The organism is Bacilli bacterium (assembly GCA_036381315.1).
GTDB lineage: Bacteria > Bacillota > Bacilli > Paenibacillales > KCTC-25726 > DASVDB01.
Map to the genome: position 1 here is coordinate 1 of DASVDB010000067.1, position 17,245 is coordinate 17,245.

General features: G+C 51.8%; 15 protein-coding genes. 3 read left to right on the top strand and 12 right to left on the bottom strand.

All coding sequences use genetic code 11. The features are described from left to right. Positions 1–494: 494 nt before the first annotated feature. The 4 genes from VF260_05225 to VF260_05240 form a co-directional block, all read right to left on the bottom strand. On the bottom strand, positions 495–629 hold the full coding sequence (locus tag VF260_05225; GenBank protein ID HEX7056582.1) for a putative holin-like toxin: 135 nt from the start codon (positions 627–629) through the stop codon (positions 495–497). Positions 630–1,069: 440 nt separating this feature from the next. Then, positions 1,070–1,699, bottom strand: a complete 630-nt coding sequence (locus tag VF260_05230) for a hypothetical protein (protein HEX7056583.1) — start codon at positions 1,697–1,699, stop codon at positions 1,070–1,072. Between the two features lie 24 nt (positions 1,700–1,723). Next, a complete protein-coding gene (locus VF260_05235; protein HEX7056584.1) occupies positions 1,724–2,356 on the bottom strand; it encodes a hypothetical protein in 633 nt (210 codons plus the stop codon). Positions 2,357–3,114: 758 nt separating this feature from the next. Further along, on the bottom strand, positions 3,115–5,880 hold the full coding sequence (locus VF260_05240) for a calcium-translocating P-type ATPase, SERCA-type (protein HEX7056585.1): 2,766 nt from the start codon (positions 5,878–5,880) through the stop codon (positions 3,115–3,117). Positions 5,881–6,083: 203 nt separating this feature from the next. On the opposite strand from VF260_05240, the gene VF260_05245 reads away from it, so the two are divergent. After that, the gene (locus VF260_05245; protein ID HEX7056586.1) at positions 6,084–7,853 is read left to right on the top strand and encodes an NFACT RNA binding domain-containing protein; all 1,770 of its coding nucleotides are present in this window, start codon (positions 6,084–6,086) and stop codon (positions 7,851–7,853) included. 1 nt (position 7,854) lies between these two features. Here the strand turns inward: VF260_05245 and galU are convergent, their stop codons facing one another. The 8 genes from galU to VF260_05285 all read right to left on the bottom strand — a co-directional run bounded on the left by galU (position 7,855) and on the right by VF260_05285 (position 15,429). After that, positions 7,855–8,757 carry a UTP--glucose-1-phosphate uridylyltransferase GalU gene (gene galU, locus VF260_05250; protein ID HEX7056587.1) on the bottom strand — a complete coding sequence of 301 codons (903 nt, stop codon included), beginning with the start codon at positions 8,755–8,757 and terminating at the stop codon, positions 7,855–7,857. A 48-nt stretch (positions 8,758–8,805) separates the two neighbouring features. Then, the gene (locus VF260_05255; protein ID HEX7056588.1) at positions 8,806–9,717 is read right to left on the bottom strand and encodes a selenium metabolism-associated LysR family transcriptional regulator; all 912 of its coding nucleotides are present in this window, start codon (positions 9,715–9,717) and stop codon (positions 8,806–8,808) included. A 127-nt stretch (positions 9,718–9,844) separates the two neighbouring features. After that, positions 9,845–10,282: a hypothetical protein gene (locus VF260_05260; GenBank protein HEX7056589.1), complete on the bottom strand. Its 438-nt coding sequence runs from the start codon at positions 10,280–10,282 to the stop codon at positions 9,845–9,847. 101 nt (positions 10,283–10,383) lie between these two features. Beyond that, positions 10,384–10,653, bottom strand: coding sequence for a YlbG family protein (locus VF260_05265; protein HEX7056590.1), 270 nt, complete (start codon positions 10,651–10,653; stop codon positions 10,384–10,386). A gap of 45 nt (positions 10,654–10,698) precedes the next feature. Then, positions 10,699–11,142 (bottom strand): YlbF family regulator, encoded by a 444-nt coding sequence (locus tag VF260_05270; protein ID HEX7056591.1) that lies wholly within the window; start codon positions 11,140–11,142, stop codon positions 10,699–10,701. A gap of 55 nt (positions 11,143–11,197) precedes the next feature. Then, the gene (locus tag VF260_05275) at positions 11,198–13,174 is read right to left on the bottom strand and encodes a helicase-associated domain-containing protein (GenBank protein ID HEX7056592.1); all 1,977 of its coding nucleotides are present in this window, start codon (positions 13,172–13,174) and stop codon (positions 11,198–11,200) included. Next, positions 13,171–14,871 (bottom strand): DNA repair helicase XPB, encoded by a 1,701-nt coding sequence (locus VF260_05280; GenBank protein ID HEX7056593.1) that lies wholly within the window; start codon positions 14,869–14,871, stop codon positions 13,171–13,173. The genes VF260_05275 and VF260_05280 overlap by 4 nt, the downstream gene beginning before the upstream one ends. Before the next feature lie 117 nt (positions 14,872–14,988). Continuing rightward, positions 14,989–15,429: a CBS domain-containing protein gene (locus VF260_05285; protein ID HEX7056594.1), complete on the bottom strand. Its 441-nt coding sequence runs from the start codon at positions 15,427–15,429 to the stop codon at positions 14,989–14,991. A 190-nt stretch (positions 15,430–15,619) separates the two neighbouring features. Between VF260_05285 and VF260_05290 the strand changes: the two genes are divergently transcribed. Beyond that, positions 15,620–15,964: a YugN family protein gene (locus tag VF260_05290; protein ID HEX7056595.1), complete on the top strand. Its 345-nt coding sequence runs from the start codon at positions 15,620–15,622 to the stop codon at positions 15,962–15,964. Between the two features lie 19 nt (positions 15,965–15,983). Beyond that, positions 15,984–17,123, top strand: a complete 1,140-nt coding sequence (gene ftsW, locus VF260_05295) for a putative lipid II flippase FtsW (protein ID HEX7056596.1) — start codon at positions 15,984–15,986, stop codon at positions 17,121–17,123. Positions 17,124–17,245: the final 122 nt, after the last annotated feature.

Below are 17,245 nucleotides of genomic sequence, written 5' to 3' on the forward strand. Positions count from 1 at the left end.
GACAACTTGATGCAAGTGATTTTTTCTATTAAACAAATTTGAGTCATAGGGTAGAAATCGAATTTACACCACTTGACGGGACACTATCCTTGATGCTCGTCCCAATCACCCCAAGCGATGATAATTTTAACATTATTTTCATCATTGTAAATCACTAAAATCGAAAACACATGAGACGTTAGATCGTTTTTAATCTAGGCTGTAACGTTCCTGCATGGGTTTATCCCTTCCAAAGTTTGGACATCTAAAGACCCACCTTCGGATGTAGCCTTAAAGAAGAGCGACCACAAAAGTTGAGAAAAGAATCATGATGGAAAAAAAGCATTTATTTCCCCGAAACCCATCTGGCAACAGAGGGACTGCGATGAGTACTATTAAATTAATTGTTGGAACGGTCTTCGTATGTTATGATTTATTTAACAAAGACCGAGTGCTGCGAACACTCGGCCTGTACAATTGGCTTGGATGGGTTTCTCCCTTCTAAAGTCCGAAGATCAAAAACCCACCTTCTGCTGCAACCTCGGGGGTGGGCTTTTATTTTTCTTGTAGTTATTCGAGATGTATGTTAAAAGACCAACAACAAGGGTCGCAAATAAGATCATGATTGTAAATGTGTCTTTCAACTCCATGGCTTCACCTCTTTTCGAAGGAAACCATGCCCACCCAAGATTCAATTAAACTATCCTATCATACCATATTGTTCCATATTGGTTTCCGGCTAAAGCCGTTCGGTGGACTTTCAACTCTAACGGACGCGACAGAGGCTATTTTGGGTTTTTTCGTTCGACGTCGCAAAATGGGCATGCTTTGAATTGGAATTTCAACATGGTTTATCCGCCTGTTCCAGGGTTTGCCATTAGACCCCCCGCACGCATCCTCGTAGACTACGCACTGCCTGTTAGCTATATACTTCCGCCACCTGCGGTGTATTCGGGACTTTCACCCGTTAGCACGGTGTGCTGCCAAGCGCACAGCGCCCTTGAACCAAATGATGTTCCAAGGGCGCGCAAACACCAAACAGTCGGGCGGATTTTGTCCGGCCATTTCAGGGTGTACGAGAAGTGCAATCTCAATTGAAATATTTTTGGGCTACTTCATTGTAAATCGGAATCAGATAATGCAGCGTTTCATAATTGTAAACTTCAAAATCAGACTGCTCCAACTCCCCGGCTTTCGTCTTTTCCTTTATTTCCTTGGTAGGGATGGCAAACATTCCTTCGTAATCACCAACTGCACAGTATCCCTGCAAATTGTGATCATATACGAGGAACAAAAGATATTTATTATTTTTGACCACTGGTTTAAGAGAAGTAAAAGTGACCAATTGTTGCTTGCCGTCGGGGTATGTCCATATATAATAATCCTGTAATAAAACCACCTTGTCTCCGACTTTCACATCGCCCTTGTATACTTTGGTAACTTCAATTTCCCATCTTGTATAGCCGTAGTCAGGCAAATCTTTTTGAAGTTCATTATCAAAATGAGTAGATACATCCTGCCCGAGATTTTCCTTGGCAACGGCTTCAACAATAATAGTGGAATTAGCTTCAACTTGCTGAAGGTCACTGTATATATCCCTATCTGTTGGAATATTTACTATCTCAATTTCGGACGGGATACCGGTCGCATCTTTTTCTGCACACGAAGCCAACAATAATACGCACATTAGACATACAAAAACTAATCCAGTTTTTCTCATTTCAGCAACACTCCCTTATAACATTTATAAACCCCATTTAGCAATTATATTATCCTTGTCATCATACGTAATCGTTTCAGCTATAATCGAGCCATTAGGGACGCCTTGATGCATAACAGAACTAAAATAGAAATTACTGGGATGTTTTAGAAGAAAAACATGACCGACTTCATGCCGTATCGTTTTTTTCAAATAAGTTGAATCAAATGATCCGTTGACATTAAAGGCGCTTTTATCTGAATTAAGACGTATTTCGCATTTGTAAATGGATGTTGAATCCATAGGATAAGTGTCACTGATTAGAGTTCCACTAGAAGTATAGTAAAAAGTCTCACCCTTAGTGGTTATTAACATGGTTTTTGTGCTGATCAGAAAATAGCCTGGATATGAGGATGAGGAAGCTGGGTACATGGCAACAGCGGCAACATTTCCTTTATAGTCTCCATTCCAGTCAAAAGCAGCAGTAAACGCACCGGAACCATAGGTTGTTATTGCAGAATAATCTACATAAAACTTAAGACCGGTAGTAGGTTTAACCGGCGCCGAGCTCACATAATTGCCGGACCCATAATACCAATTCCCAGCAGCATAAGAGCTCAAAGGGAAAGATGCGATTAACGCAAACAGAAAAAAAGAAATACATATTTTTCTTCTCATAATACTATGCACCACACTTGTAAATCTATTTCATTATATTATGTAAATATTTTCTTGTAATTTCCATAAATAATAGATTTATAATTATTTATTTCACATCAGTTTTTTCTATAATCTCTCGATTTAAATTCGCGCATCATTTTTCCTTATATGCTTTTACGCTGAACTTTATGCTATTGCCAACTTTCGAGATGTATGTTAAAAGACCAACAACAAAGTCGCAAATAAGATCATGATTGTTAATGTGTCTTTCAACTCCATAGCCTCACTTCTTTTCGAAGGGAAACCATGCCCACCCAAGATTCAATTGTACGATCCTATCTTACCATATTGTTCCATATTGGCTTCCGGCTAAAGCCGTTAGGTGGACTTAACGGACGCGACAGAGGCTATTTTGGGTTTTACGCCCGGTTTTTAAGTTTAACGGACGCAGGCGCGCTTATTTTGGCACTTTGTGCGGTTTTCAGGTAAAAATAAGGCGAATAGCCGCTGTGGCGTCCGTTAAAATTTTTGCAAAGCCTTTTTTCGGCAAATAGCCTCTGCTGCGTCCGTTAGCGCTGGACGGGGAGGGGCGTGTAGTGGGGAATGCTCGCGGTGTGCAAGGAGTGGCTAACATTAGCGTTGCGCAGTGAGGTTTAACGTTTACCAAGCGCAAGTGATGAAAGCTGACCGCCTACAGGCGGTGGGTTTGAAGCCGGCGCACGGAAATCTAAACCAAGCCGCTCGCGATTGGGCGAGCGGCTTGGCAGCTTGAGGAATTATGCGGCGCGGTAATATTTGCCGGATATCAGCTTCTTTTGCTTCTTCGGCGGGCGGAGCAGGCTGCCCAGGCCGAACAGGAAGGTCGGTATCGCCGCGGCGGTCATCACCAAAATCCATTCGCGCACGCCAAGCGCCACGGTGCGGAAGATCGGCTGCAGCGACGGCACGTACAGGACGGCTGCCAGCAATGCGACGGATGAGATGACGGCGACGACGAGATACTTGTTCTGCAGCGGATTGCGGTGGAAAACCGAGCTTGTGCTGCGGCAATCAAACACATGAATGAGCTGCGCCATCACCAGGGTGGCGAACGCCACCGTTTGCGCATAGGCGAGGTCGCCGCTATGGCTATCCAGCGCAACCCGGAACGCGCCCAATGTGCAGACGCCGATCATCAAGCCGCGGCTCAAGATTTTCCAGCCCAAGCGGCGGGCGAAAATATTTTCCTTCGCCGGGCGCGGCCGGGATTGCATCAAGTCTTTCTCTGCGGAGTCGACGCCAAGCGCCATGGCCGGGAGTCCATCCGTAACCAGATTGACCCACAAAATCTGAATCGGTACAAGCGGCAGCGGCATGCCCAGCATCATCGCGATAAACATGACCAGAATTTCGCCGACATTTGAAGCAAGCAAATATCGGATAAACTTGCGAATATTTTCGTAGATGCCCCGGCCTTCTTCAATGGCGGCGACAATCGTGGCAAAGTTGTCGTCGCTTAGGATAAGCGCCGACGCTTCCTTGGTGACATCGGTGCCGGTGATGCCCATGGAGATGCCGATGTCGGCGGCTTTGACCGCCGGCGCGTCATTGACGCCGTCGCCCGTCATTGCCACGACGTGGCCGTTTCGCTGCAACGCCTTGACGATTCTGAGCTTGTGTTCGGGCGCCACCCGCGCATACACATAAATATTGCCGACTTGTTTGTCCAACTCGTCGTCGCTCATCGCCGAAAGGGTCTGCCCGTCTACAGACATCCCGCCGGGCGGAATGATACCCAACTGTTTGGCGATCGCTTCAGCGGTAATTTTATGGTCCCCGGTGATCATGACGGTCTTGATCCCCGCTTTTTTGCACGTGATAATCGCATCGCGCGCTTCCTTGCGCGGCGGGTCGATCATCCCGGCCAAACCTACAAACACCAGCCCGCGCTCGACATCTTCCGCCTTGCCTTGATCATCGAACGGTTTCAACTCCCGATATGCCGCGCCCAACACTCTGAGCGCGTTAGCCGCCATCGCTTCGTTCGCCGCCATCACTTTCCTGCGCAGCGTATCGGTGAACGGCACGACTTTATCCTGCCAAAGTATATAGTCGCAATGGGAAAGCAGCACATCGGGCGCGCCTTTCATAAAAAGCAACATGCCCCCTTGATGCCTGACGATGACCGACATCCGTTTGCGTTCCGAGTCAAACGGGAATTCGCGTACGCGCGAGTATAATCCGCCAAGCCCCTGCTTGCTCATCCCCGCCTTCGCGCCCAGAACGATCAGCGCGCCTTCAGTGGGATCCCCTTTCACCACCCACCGCGGTTTGAGCGGCGTTTTCTGCTTCTTTTTGCGATAATCCGGGTATTCTTCGCCGAGCGAGGCGTTGTTGCACAGCACGGAAACTTGCAAAAAGCGGCGAATCGTCTGGTCTTCACGGATATCCACGGGCTTGCCGCCGCACATGATTTCGCCTTTCGGCTCATATCCCGTTCCGGTGACCTCATAAAGCTGGCCGCCCGCCCACATATGCGTAACGGTCATTTTATTTTGCGTCAGCGTTCCGGTTTTGTCCGAGCAGATGACCGAGGCGCAGCCGAGCGTTTCCACCGAAGGCAGCTTGCGGACAATCGCCTTGCGCTTGATCATCCGCTGCACGCCCAATGCCAGCGCGATCGTCACAATCGCCGGCAAGCCTTCGGGAATGGCGGCGACCGCAAGGCTTACGCCAGCCAAAAACATGCCGTAACCGGGCTGCCCGTGCATCATGCCGGCAACGACCACCAGAATAGTCAGCGCGACCGCCACACCGATCAAAATTTTGCCGAGTTGTTCCAACCGATGCTGCAGCGGCGTTTCCGCCAAATCGGTGCTTTGGATCAAATCGGCGATTTTTCCCATTTCCGTTTCCATTCCGGTGCGGACAACGATGCCTTTCGCCGTGCCGCGCGTAACCATCGTGCCCATGTAGCCGATATTTTTCCGGTCGCCTAACGGAATGTCTTCTTCGGCGAGTGGATCACAATGTTTTTCGGCTGGGACGGACTCTCCGGTAAGCGCCGACTCCTCGATATGCAAATTGTTTGCCTCGCAGATGCGGATGTCCGCCGGCACCCTGTCGCCGCTTTCCAGTACGACGATATCCCCCGGCACCAGCATTTTCGCTTCCACTTGCACCAGGATGCCGTCCCGCAGCACGTTTGCCATCGGCGCCGACAGCGCTTTTAGAGCCCTGAGCGAGCGTTCCGCGCGGTATTCCTGAATGTATCCCAGAATGCCGTTCATAAAAATGATCGCGATTATGGTGATGGCGTCCAAATATTCCCCCAACAGGCCGGAAATTAGCGTCGCCCCGAACAGCACCAGCACCATGAAATCTTTGAATTGGTTTAAAAAGAGCGTTAGCGGCGATATTTTTTTTCCTTCCGTCAGTTCGTTTGGCCCGTGCAAGCGCAATCGCTCTTTCGCTTCGTCGCTTGACAACCCTTTGGACATGTTGACGCCGAACGCTTCCGCCGTCTCGTCGTTCGATAGCTGGTGCCATTTTTCCCGCTCCATCTTTGCGAAAACCTCCTTTAACATAAGCAGCAGCCGGTTTGTTGAATGGAACAACCTCTCTTAGAGATGTATTCAGACGAGCTTAAAATTATCCCACCTCTTAAGTTTTCGCGAGAAATATGGCATGATAGGAAAAGGCGCAACTTGCTTAAAATTTGGCGAGCTATTGCCGAACATGCGCCATTTCAAGGGGGATTCCCATCATGGCATTCGACGGACTTGTGCTGCACGCGCTGAGTAACGAACTTAAAGCGTGTGTGCACGGACGAATCAATAAAATCTATCAACCAAACGATCACGATATTGTGATGCACCTGCGCACCAAGGCGGGAAATGTGAAACTGCTGCTGTCGGCAAACCCGACGTATCCGCGCATGCATCTCACGGACCGGCAATATACAAATCCGCAGGACGCCCCGATGTTTTGCATGCTGCTGCGCAAACATTGCGAAAACGGAGTGATTGACGGGATCGGGCAAGTCGGAATGGAGCGCATCATGCGCATCCAGCTGCGCCAGCGCGACGAACTCGGGGATATCCGGAAAAAGGCGATCATCGTGGAATTGATGGGCAGGCACAGCAACATCATTCTGCTGGATGATACGGAAAACAAAATTTTGGACGGTATTCATCACGTCACTCCGGCAATCAGCCAATACCGCGTCGTAATGCCCGGAAGCGTGTATGTGGCGCCGCCGGATCAGGGAAAAAGCGATCCGTTCGCCGTTACGGAGGCCTCGTTTCGCGATACGATTCGCGAACACCTGGCAAACGCAAAGACAGAACAAACGTCCTTGCACCGGCTGTTCGTCGCGGCGCTAAGCGGCATCAGCCCGCTCGCAGCAAAAGAGATCGTGCACCGGGCGGGCGTGGCGGACGCGGCCGGCAATCTCGGGGACGCGCAGCTTGCGAAGCTATGGGCGGCATTTTCCGCGGTCATGGACCAAATCCGGCAGGGGCGGATTGAGCCCAACATTGTCGATACCGTAAGCGGCAAAGCGGATTTTTCCGTCATTGCGCTGACGCACCTTGCGGGCAGCGTACGCGCTTTTCCCGATGTGAGCGCCATGCTGGAAGCCTTTTACGGGGAAAAAGCGGAACGGGACGCGGTCAAACAAAAGGTTGCGGATCTTGCCAAAATGCTGCAAAACGAGATCGCCAAAAACGATCTGAAGCTTGTCAAGCTTGCCGAAACGCTTAAAGAAGCGCAGGAGGCCGACCGCTTCCGGATAATGGGTGAGCTTGTCACGGCCAATATGCATGCAATCAAACGCGGCGACGAGCAATTGCAAGCGGTCAATTATTACGAGGAAACCCAGCCGGTCATCAGCATTCCACTTGAGCCGCGGCTTACGCCGTCGGAAAATGCGCAGCGATATTTCAAAAAATACACCAAAGCGAAAAACAGCATTGCGGCCATTCGCGAGCAGATGGAACTTGCGCAAACGGAAAACCGCTATCTGAAAACCGTCCGCCAACAGTTGGAATTCGCCGCGCTTGCGGATGTGGAAGAAATCCGCGAAGAATTGACCGAACAGGGCTATGTCCGCAGAAAAGCGGAGCGCGCAAGGAAAACAAAGCCGGGCAAACAGGTTCCGAAAATAACCTGCTTCACTTCGAGCGAAGGCATTCCCATTTACGTCGGCAAAAACAACATCCAGAACGAATATGTCACACACCGTCTGGCGAAAGCGAACGAAACATGGCTGCATGCAAAAGATATCCCGGGCGCGCATGTGGTGATTAAAAGCAATTCGTTCGGCGAGAGAACGCTCATCGAAGCTGCCGAACTCGCCGCGTTTTTCAGCCAGGGCCGCCAATCGAGCCGCGTGCCGGTGGATGCGACGCTGATCAAGCACGTGCGCAAGCCCAATGGCGCAAAGCCCGGATTCGTCATTTACGACCATCAAAAAACGCTGTTCGTCACCCCGGACGAACAGCGCATCAAAGCAATGCCAAACAACATCATCTGAATTACGATTGGGGCTTATGCCCATCGTTTTCAGCCTGCAGCAATTTTTTAAGATAGGCAGTCAAATCGCCTTTCAATTCCGGCCGCTGCAGGGCCATTTCCACGGTCGCCTCGATATACCCCAGCTTGTCGCCGGTATCGTAGCGCTTGCCGTTAATGCCGAACGCGGCCATGCGCTGCGTCCGGTTCAAAATGCGCAGCGCGTCGGTCAGCTGGATCTCGCCGCCCTTGCTTGGCTGCAAATCCTGAAGGATATGAAAAATTTCCGGCTGCAGTATGTATCTTCCAATGACGGCATAATTGGAAGGCGCTTCTTTTCTGTCCGGTTTCTCCACCAAATCGTCGATCCACATGCAACTGGGCGTCAATTCCGCATCGCGGGCGGCCGGCGAAACAATCCCGTATTTGCTGACGTCTTCCCACGGCACCTGCTGTGTGGCGATCACGGAAGCTTTTGTCTTTTCATGCAGTTCAATCATTTGCTTCAGGCATGGCGGGTCCGATTGGATAATATCGTCGCCCAAAAGCACGGCAAACGGCTCGTTGCCGATGAACGTTTTGGCGCACAGCACCGCATGCCCAAGCCCCAACGGTTCCTTTTGCCTGATGTAGTGGATATCCACCATATTCGAGATGCCTTGCACAATTTGCAGCAGGTCCTGCTTGCCTTTTTCCTGCAGCATGATTTCCAATTCGATCGACTTGTCAAAGTGGTCCTCAATCGCCCGCTTGTTGCGGCCGGTTACGATGATGATGTCTTCCACGCCTGATGAGATGGCTTCTTCGACGATGTATTGGATCGCCGGTTTGTCCACGATCGGCAGCATCTCTTTCGGCTGCGCCTTCGTCGCCGGCAGGAATCTTGTGCCCAAACCGGCCGCGGGAATAATCGCTTTTCGTACCATTTACGCATCACACCCCGTTTTGGAAAATTTTAAGCGGCGGCAATGCGCCTACAACCATTTGCCAATGTCCCGATCCCGCAAAAATTGCAAAAACGTAACAGCGGTGATCGGCAGAATGGCGGAGTCGAGATATACCGAATAAAAATGCCGCTTGAATTTCAACCCATCGATTCTGGACGCCTTTAAAACGCCCAAGGCGAGTTCATGCCGGACCGAAGACTCGGATAAAATCGAGATGCCGATCCCCGATTCCACCGCGGACTTGACCGCTCCCGTGCTGCCCAATTCCATCAGAATATGCTGGCGGGAAAGATCAACACCCTTTCTCCGCAATTCCTCCTCCATCACCTGCCGCGTGCCGGAACCTTGCTCGCGCAGCACAAACGGATACTGAAGCACATCGTCAATCGAGCAAGTTTTCAAAGACGCAAGCGGATGCGTGGGCGGATAGATGAGCAACAGTTCGTCGTCCAAAACAACTTCCGTATGCACGCCGGCGTGCTGCACCGGCGCTTCGACAAGTCCGAAATTGAGCTGGCTGCTCATGATCTCCTCGATGATCTGCGTTGTATTCATCACTTTCATCTGTACGGAAATGTTCGGGTATTCCTTGCCAAAAGGCACCAAAAGCCGCGGCAAAATATACTCGCCGATGGTCAGGCTCGCCCCCAAGAGCAGTTTGCCCTGCAGCTTATGGGTAAAGCTCGACATGGCCACTTCCGTCTCTTTCACCAGTTCGATGCTTTTCTGGGCATAGGGCAGAAGCGCCTTGCCCGCGTCCGACAGTTCGACCCGTTTGGTGGAGCGGTGAAACAGCCTGACGCCGAAAAAATCTTCCAAAGCCTGTATTTGCATGGTCACGGCCGGCTGCGTCATATGCAAGTATTGCGCCGCCGCCGAAAAACTTCCTTTCTCCGCCACCGTATAAAAAATATGCAACTGGTGAAAATTCAGCGCCATTCATCATCCCCGCCCTTCACTCACACCCATTATAACAAAACTTTTCCGCTTTGATATATAAAAACGGGCGGCGCGCAGCATGCGTGCTGTGCGCCGCCCTGTTGTAAAAAAGCCGGCAAACCGGAATTTACCGGCGTTTGCGGCTGTTTTTGATCAATGTCATTCGGCGGGAATGGCGGAGCCACGAGTAATACGATTTCAAGTCGCGCAATTCAATCGTCTCCGACATGCGTCCGAGGAACGTGACCACAATCATTTTGTGCAGCGGATTCCCGGCGATGTCCACCTCTCCTTCCAGTTCCGCAAATTCCGCTACCATAACCAAGTCTTCTTCGATTACATATACATCCTGTTCATTTTTATAATACGAAACAATTTCTCCTTGCTTCAGCTTTTCCCAGAGATAGGCGCAAATATCTTCATATCCGGTCTTTTCATTCTCGACACGGTCGACCCAACGGCTCAATGCATGATTGGTGATGACAATATCGGCGATTTTTTTGTCTCCCAACACGATGTAGAACGGTTCGTATGTACTCCAGCGAGCCATTGTTTTATCTTTCATTATATTGAATTCCCCTTCCATAGGTATATTGGCCTATATCTTTAAGTCTATATTACTCCTTTTTCGTAAATATTTCCAGCAAATCCGTAGATTCGGAACTCTCACAGGGAATACGTCCGGGATTTATCTTGCGCATCTCTGCTGAATTCCGTCTTAATTTCGCCGCGCAGCGACTTTTCCACCCTCCTTACGTAATGCAATTTTTTGATTTGCGCGGTCAGTTCCGCTTCCCTGTCAGCGTTTATATACAAAAGCGCGTAATGCATGCGGCGCGAAACATAATACAGATTTCCATAACGTTCCAACCCCTTTGCCGCTTTTACATCGCTGATCCAGACGATTAATCCGCATCTTTCTCTCAACACAAACATGAATCGTACCTCGCTTTTTATATAATCGGGACAGCGGGCGGCCCATCACCCGCAGTGTCCCGAAGAGCCGCACGAACCGCAACCGCTTTCCGAAGGAAGCGGATTGTTGCTCGGAACTTTTACCGTCTCCGAGACGGCGTGCGCAATTGTCCGGGAGACCAGATTGAGCAGTTCGTCAAGATTCTTCTCCGCTTCACGGTACCGTTTTACCGATTCGATCGCGTTCACCTCGGCCAGGGCGTGCCTTGTTTTTTTCATCGTATCATAAAAATCGGGGTGGCGCCGCCCAAACCGCTCGCATTCCTCAAACCGTTCTTTCAGCTTGTTGAATTCACGTATCGCCGATTGCGCAAGCGGATCATTCGCCAACTCCCGTTTATATTGCAAATATTGCGCGGCTTCCGCCGAATTTTTGATCAAATCGCTTAACTCATACGCCTTCAACAGAAGCTCGCCCATATCGATTGCCTTTTTTTCCGCGACACTCAACGGTGCATACCTCCCGTCTGCATGATAATCCCGGCTTCATTCGGCCTTTATCTCATCATAACATGTATTTATCATTTATTCCCGGTAAAATCAACTGCAATTCGTTCCAATTTGCGGGAGATAAGCGCATTTTTTGGCCGGAAATGCGCCCCACCACTTCCCAATCAAAGCCGCTCCCGGAGATTTCCTCCGGAATCAGGACGACTTCTTGCCCCGCCTGCTTCAGTCGCACATACGCGCCCCAATCGATCGCCGTTTGCAGCAAATTTTTCATCGTGGAAAAATGATAGCTGCGCGCACCCTCCAGCCACGATTTGGGAATGCGCCGCAAACCGGGATAGGCGTCCTGAATGGTCGGACGCTTCGTTTCCAGCCTGCCGAATGCGGTAAGCGGTTCAGCGTTTACATCTTTGCCGGCCGGCGTCTCGCTTGCCGATGTTTCGCCGGCAATTGGTTCCGGCGGCCTTTCCCCGCTTGTCTTCCCGACGTTCGCCAAGCTATTGGCATGCAGATTTAAGCGCTGCAGTTCCTTTTGGATGGCGGCATGCGCATCTTTGGGAAACGCGAGCGCATGCGCTCCCACTTTTTCATGCGGAATTTTCGCCGCGGCAAATTTGGCCGCAAGCATGTCCGTATCGCGCTCCTCCTTGCAGCGCAAGAGCAGCGCCTCCATGATTTCCAGACGATTGTGTTCATCCCACCAACGGTAAAGCGCATCCCTGACGTTTGCGGGAACTCCGGTTGCGCCGTGCTCCGTGAGAAAATGAACGGCGTCTTTCACGTGAAGCCCGTTTTGGTAAGCGGAAATCATCGTATTTTTTTGCAGGCGGTAAGTCCACGTCCAATCGGCGCCGCATCTGTCCGCGAATTTTTCCAGCCTCCACTTCACTGCGTACGAAACTTCGGGAGGAACGACGATTTCCAGATCCGATTGGACATAGATTTGCGCGCGCCTTGCAGTAGGCGAAGCGGCCGATTCGCTTTGCCTATCCGCGCTTCCCAACGGAATGACAGGCGGCATCTTCCAGCGGTATACGGTTGCATTGTCGCTTGCCGCCCCTTGCTCCATAAAGCCGCAAGCGCAAAAAAGAACCGCAAGGCGGCGGATGCTTTCGGTTAAAGCGGCACTTGATTGTTCGGAGCAGCGGGGCGGATCGCCGCACGCCGCAAGCGCTTCCGCCAGCGCCCGCGGCGCGAACCAACCGCGTTCCGGCTGCCCAAGCATCATAAACAACGCCTGCTGCCATTCCGGTCGCTTTCGCATGACCCGCTCCGCCACATATGCCAACAATTCGTTTTCCAAAGCGTCCGCCGGGCGGTCAAACCAGGCATATACGGCTTCTTCGCGCACAATGAGGCAACCCGCATGCTCCCGCATCAGCCTAAGGTCAAACGCCAACTGCAGCACGGAAGCGAGCGGTTCGGGATAGAGCGGGTTGCCCCATCCGGCAAAAGCATCGCCGTCCGGTTTTTCCATTGCGCGCAGCAGCAGTTCGTTGTACTGCGTCACGTCTTTTTTCTGCAGCATGCGCTGCTTCGTCAGCTGCGGCTTTCTTTTGGCGGCATCCGCGAGCAACACGAATAAAGAGTGGAGCAGCGACTTTGCGGGCTCGCCGCAGGTTGCGGCTGCCGCGGCAATCGGCGGTTGCCTGAACTTTTCCGCATGGCATAAGACGTACCATGCCGGCGCCAAATCAAGCGGCAGAAAATAAACCGTCTCGCCCCAGCTTTTGCGGGCGGAAAACAGAATGCCCGCTTGTCGCAGCAGCGTGGCGCCGACTTTTTTCTCCGCCGCGGTCAACGTCCTGCCTTCCTCGATCAAGCGCTGTTCGGCAAACGGACTGCCGCCGAAAGTACGGACGATGAGCGCAAGCGTTTTTTGCGCAAGCGGCACAAGCGTCTGAAAAACCCCGCGCAGTGTGGAGAGAGTCGGGACGGTTTGCGCCGCGTCCATACCGCATTGCCGAAACGGCTGCGTTAGCTCCCGCCTTGTTTGCTCGGGGAAATGCCGCAAAATATCCGCGTATTTCACAACGACACCCTTTCCAACATGTGTTCGCCAAAAACCCGTTCAATGGCGTATTGATATCCCTGTTCAGCCAAAAAAAGCTTCCGTTTCAGCGCAAAATCCTGCTCGCACGACCCTTCCGTGACGAGCGAATAAAAGTAAGCTTTGTTGCCTTCCGCCTTCGGACGGAGAATGCGGCCCAACCGCTGCGCTTCTTCTTGCCGGGAACCGAAGCTTCCCGATACCTGCACGGCTACGGCCGCGTCGGGAAGATCAATGGCGAAATTCGCCACCTTGGATACGATTAAAATCGGAATTTGCCGGGCGCGAAATTGGCGATACAGGTTTTCCCGCTCCGCCTGCGGCGTTTTCCCGGTGATGAGCGGCACGCGCAAATCGCGCGCAATCGTCTGCAATTGGGATAAAAATTGCCCGATGATCAAAATTTGTTCCTGCCGGTGGCGGCGCAAAAGCTCGCGCAGCACCGCCACTTTCGCCGGGTTTTCCCCGGCGATCCGCACTTTCGCCCGGGCTGTCGCGCCTCTGTACAATTCCCGCTGCACATCGGGAAACGGCACGCGAACCTCCGCGCAATATGCGGCGGCGATCCACCTTTCCTCTTCCATATCGCGCCACGGAAGTTCATATAATTTGGGTCCGATCAGGGAAAACACATCTTCCTCGCAGCCGTCCTCGCGCACCAAAGTCGCCGTCAAGCCAAGCCGGCGCGCGGCCTGCAACGCGGCTGTAACGCGAAACACCGGCGCGGGCAGCAAATGCGCTTCATCGTAAATAATCAACCCCCACTCGCGCTCGTGAAAAAGCCGCATATGCAAAAATACGGAATTGCGCGATTTGCGGTGCGTTACAATTTGATACGTCGCAATGGTGACCGGCTTTACTTCTTTTCTTTCACCCGAATATTCGCCGACTTGCGCTTCCGTCAACGTTGTTTTGCCGAGAATCTCGTCTTTCCACTGCCGCGCCGAAGCGACGCTTGCTGTGAGAATCAATGTGGCGCATTGTAAGCGGGACATTGCGGCGATTCCGACGATCGTCTTTCCCGCTCCGCACGGCAAAACGACCATCCCGCTTCGCTTCTCCTCGCCCGTCTCGCCGACAAAAGCGGACAACGCCGCCAACTGGTACGGGCGCAGCGCGAACTTTGCCCCGGAAGTAGTCGTTTCCCGCAACCGGAAAGCGAGCGCTTCACCCGCCCGGCAGCCCGCCTTGTCGATCACCGGAAACCCCAGGCTGATCATGGCCCGCTTCAATTCGCCGCGCTTATCCGGGCAAACGGCCGCTGTGCCGATATTTACGCGCATATCCGCTAAACATTTCCGCACGGCCGGGTTGGCCGCGACTTTTTCCAAATATTCCGGTTCCTTCGCAAGCAACACCAACGTCCCGCCGTTTTGCACCAATTGAAAAAGGCCGTATCTGTCGTGCCACAGTTTAATCGCATCCCGGCAAGACTGCGGCAACTCATGGCGGCAATGCTGGTTAAGAAAAGCGATGATGCGTTCGCCGGTTAAACCGGAGGACGCCGCATTCCACAACGACAACGGCGTAATCCGGTATGTATGGATCAATTCCGGAGTTTTCAACAAAAATGCAAACCGCGTGAGCATGTTGCGCGCTTCACGGAAACGGGGGTTGTTTGCTTCCAGCAAAACCGTCAGGTCGCTTTGCACCATTAGCGGTTTGTCGGCTTTTTCCATTGCTTTGATCTGCTCCTTTTGCATCCATCCATGCTATTTTTCCGCAAACGGCCCCGTTTTTAGTCAGGAACATAAAAAACCGCAAGCGCAATGAACGCTTACGGTTATACCTAACGGTCATAACGTTGTTTTGGCGAATTGGCCGTTCGGCTCGGATATTTCGCTAAGCGCCTCGCCGGCCTCGTCTTCGAACTTTTCCCGGACAGCCATGTCGGCGATGGCAACGACGCCTACCAACTCCCCGTTCTCCACTATCGGCAGCCTGCGAATTTGCTTGCCCGCCAGCAATTTGGCCGCTTCCTGTATCGTGGTGTTTGGACTTGCCGTCACGATATCATGCGACATAATTTCGGTAACAGCCGTGGAGCCCGGCTTCTTTTCCGCCGTGCAGCGCAGCACGATATCCCGATCCGTAATGACGCCGAGCAACTTTTTGCCTTCTACGACCGGAATAAAGCCGATATCATGTTCTTTCATTTTCACTGCCGCTTCATAAACGTTATCCTGCGGCGTCAAGGTGACGCAATTTTTCGTCATGATCTCCTGAAGTGTTTTCATGGACACATCCCTCCTCGGGTTATAGCGTAACCCAAACAGGCTTCATCCATGCAACCCGCGGTTTCGGGCGCCATGTTGGCCAAACGGGGATCATTCGGCAGGAATCGGCACTTGCGCGGAGGAAGGAAACATACTATCATGGAAAAAGAATCTTTTGCATACATTTTGTCTGACGAGGAGTGGGGCATTGATGATTATCGAAGGCTTTGGCCTGAAAGGATGCAAAACCGATCTTGCAAATCTTGACAATTCGGCGGAATCGGTCGGATTTTACCGCTGGTCTTGGGAATATACCCGTGCCGTGTACGATCAGAAAATAGAGGACAAAAAAAACAACCACGAATACTATGTGCGCTTCAATGTTCGCGCCGTCGAGGGCAAACTGGAACAACCGCACGCCATTTTGGTTTTCGAAGACGCTTATATCGGCCGCAAGCATTTTCCGTTCGGGCTCGATTATGATGTGCCGATTCCGGAAGAAATCCTGAAGGCCGCCAAGCAAAAACTAGCTGATCTGCAAGCGCAACTTGGCTAAGCCCGCTCGGGAGATCGCCATGACAACGCAACGCAGGGGGACACCCGATTTTCTTCTGCTCTTTTTGACATTTGCTTTGGTTGGCTTCGGCACCGTCATGGTTTTTAGCGCCAGCTATAATTTAAATCCCGATCCTTTATATTACACGAAAAGGCAGATCATTTGGGCGGCTTTGGGCACGTTCGTGATGTTTTTCTTCATGAATGTGAACTACCGGCGGCTGAAAAAATGGTTCCTGCCTTTTTTCCTTTTGGTTGTTGCTCTGCTTATTTTGGTCTTGATTTTCGGGGTGCGCGTAAACGGCGCCAAAAGCTGGTTCGGCATCGGATCATTCGGCGGGCAGCCGACGGAATTCGCCAAAGTGGCGGTCATTTTGTATCTTTCCGCACTGATCAGCAAAAAAGGTGAAACAATCAGGGAGTTCAAAAAAGGCCTGCTGCCGCCACTCATCATTGTCGGATTTGTCGCCGGATTGATCATGCTGCAACCAGACCTTGGCTCTTGCATGATTCTGGTGCTGTCGGCGATGACCGTCATTATCGCCGGCGGGGCGAAATTCCGCCATCTTGCTTTGCTGGGATTTGCCGGAGCGATGTTACTCGGGCTGTATTTGCTCGTCTTGCTGTTGCCTTCCGAATCATCCGCGGCGGCAAGCTATCGAATCGAACGGTTCACCGCATACTTGCATCCGTGGGAACATCAACTGGATTCCGGATTCCATATTGTCCAATCGTTGTTCGCGTTCGGCCACGGCGGCATAACCGGCGCGGGGTTCGGGCAAAGCATCCAGAAACTGTTCTATTTGCCGGCTGCGCACAACGATTTTATTTTTTCCATTATCGGAGAAGAGCTGGGCTTTATCGGCGCGACACTGTTTTTGCTTGTTTATCTTTTGTTTATTTGGCGCGGTCTCATTGTCGCCGTTCGCTGCCAGGATACATTCGGAACGCTGGTCGGAACCGGCTTTATAAGCATGATCGGTTTGCAGGCGCTCATCAATATCGGCGGCGTCACCAACGCCATTCCGATAACAGGGGTCACATTGCCTTTCATCAGCTTCGGCGGCTCCTCCCTCATGGCCACAATGATGGCAATGGGTATTTTGCTCAGTATTTCCCGGGATATGAATCGACCGGATAAAGAAAAAAGAAGCGCATAACGAATCGCAACCGGTCCGCTTCATCACTTTGTCAACGTGAAACCACCCTGTGCGACGCCAGAACGGAGGTTTACCTCCCTGTGCAACGCAAAATACGGGAGGGATTGCCACCTTGCGCGACG

Coding starts and splice junctions, on each gene's coding strand:
- VF260_05285 (HEX7056594.1), bottom strand. CDS start 15,429: ATGAAAACACTTCAGGAGATCATGACGAAAAATTGCGTCACCTTGACG.
- VF260_05235 (HEX7056584.1), bottom strand. CDS start 2,356: ATGAGAAGAAAAATATGTATTTCTTTTTTTCTGTTTGCGTTAATCGCA.
- VF260_05265 (HEX7056590.1), bottom strand. CDS start 10,653: ATGTTTGTGTTGAGAGAAAGATGCGGATTAATCGTCTGGATCAGCGAT.
- galU (HEX7056587.1), bottom strand. CDS start 8,757: ATGGTACGAAAAGCGATTATTCCCGCGGCCGGTTTGGGCACAAGATTC.
- ftsW (HEX7056596.1), top strand. CDS start 15,984: ATGACAACGCAACGCAGGGGGACACCCGATTTTCTTCTGCTCTTTTTG.
- VF260_05225 (HEX7056582.1), bottom strand. CDS start 629: ATGGAGTTGAAAGACACATTTACAATCATGATCTTATTTGCGACCCTT.
- VF260_05240 (HEX7056585.1), bottom strand. CDS start 5,880: ATGGAGCGGGAAAAATGGCACCAGCTATCGAACGACGAGACGGCGGAA.
- VF260_05280 (HEX7056593.1), bottom strand. CDS start 14,871: ATGGAAAAAGCCGACAAACCGCTAATGGTGCAAAGCGACCTGACGGTT.
- VF260_05230 (HEX7056583.1), bottom strand. CDS start 1,699: ATGAGAAAAACTGGATTAGTTTTTGTATGTCTAATGTGCGTATTATTG.
- VF260_05290 (HEX7056595.1), top strand. CDS start 15,620: ATGATTATCGAAGGCTTTGGCCTGAAAGGATGCAAAACCGATCTTGCA.
- VF260_05245 (HEX7056586.1), top strand. CDS start 6,084: ATGGCATTCGACGGACTTGTGCTGCACGCGCTGAGTAACGAACTTAAA.
- VF260_05255 (HEX7056588.1), bottom strand. CDS start 9,717: ATGGCGCTGAATTTTCACCAGTTGCATATTTTTTATACGGTGGCGGAG.
- VF260_05260 (HEX7056589.1), bottom strand. CDS start 10,282: ATGAAAGATAAAACAATGGCTCGCTGGAGTACATACGAACCGTTCTAC.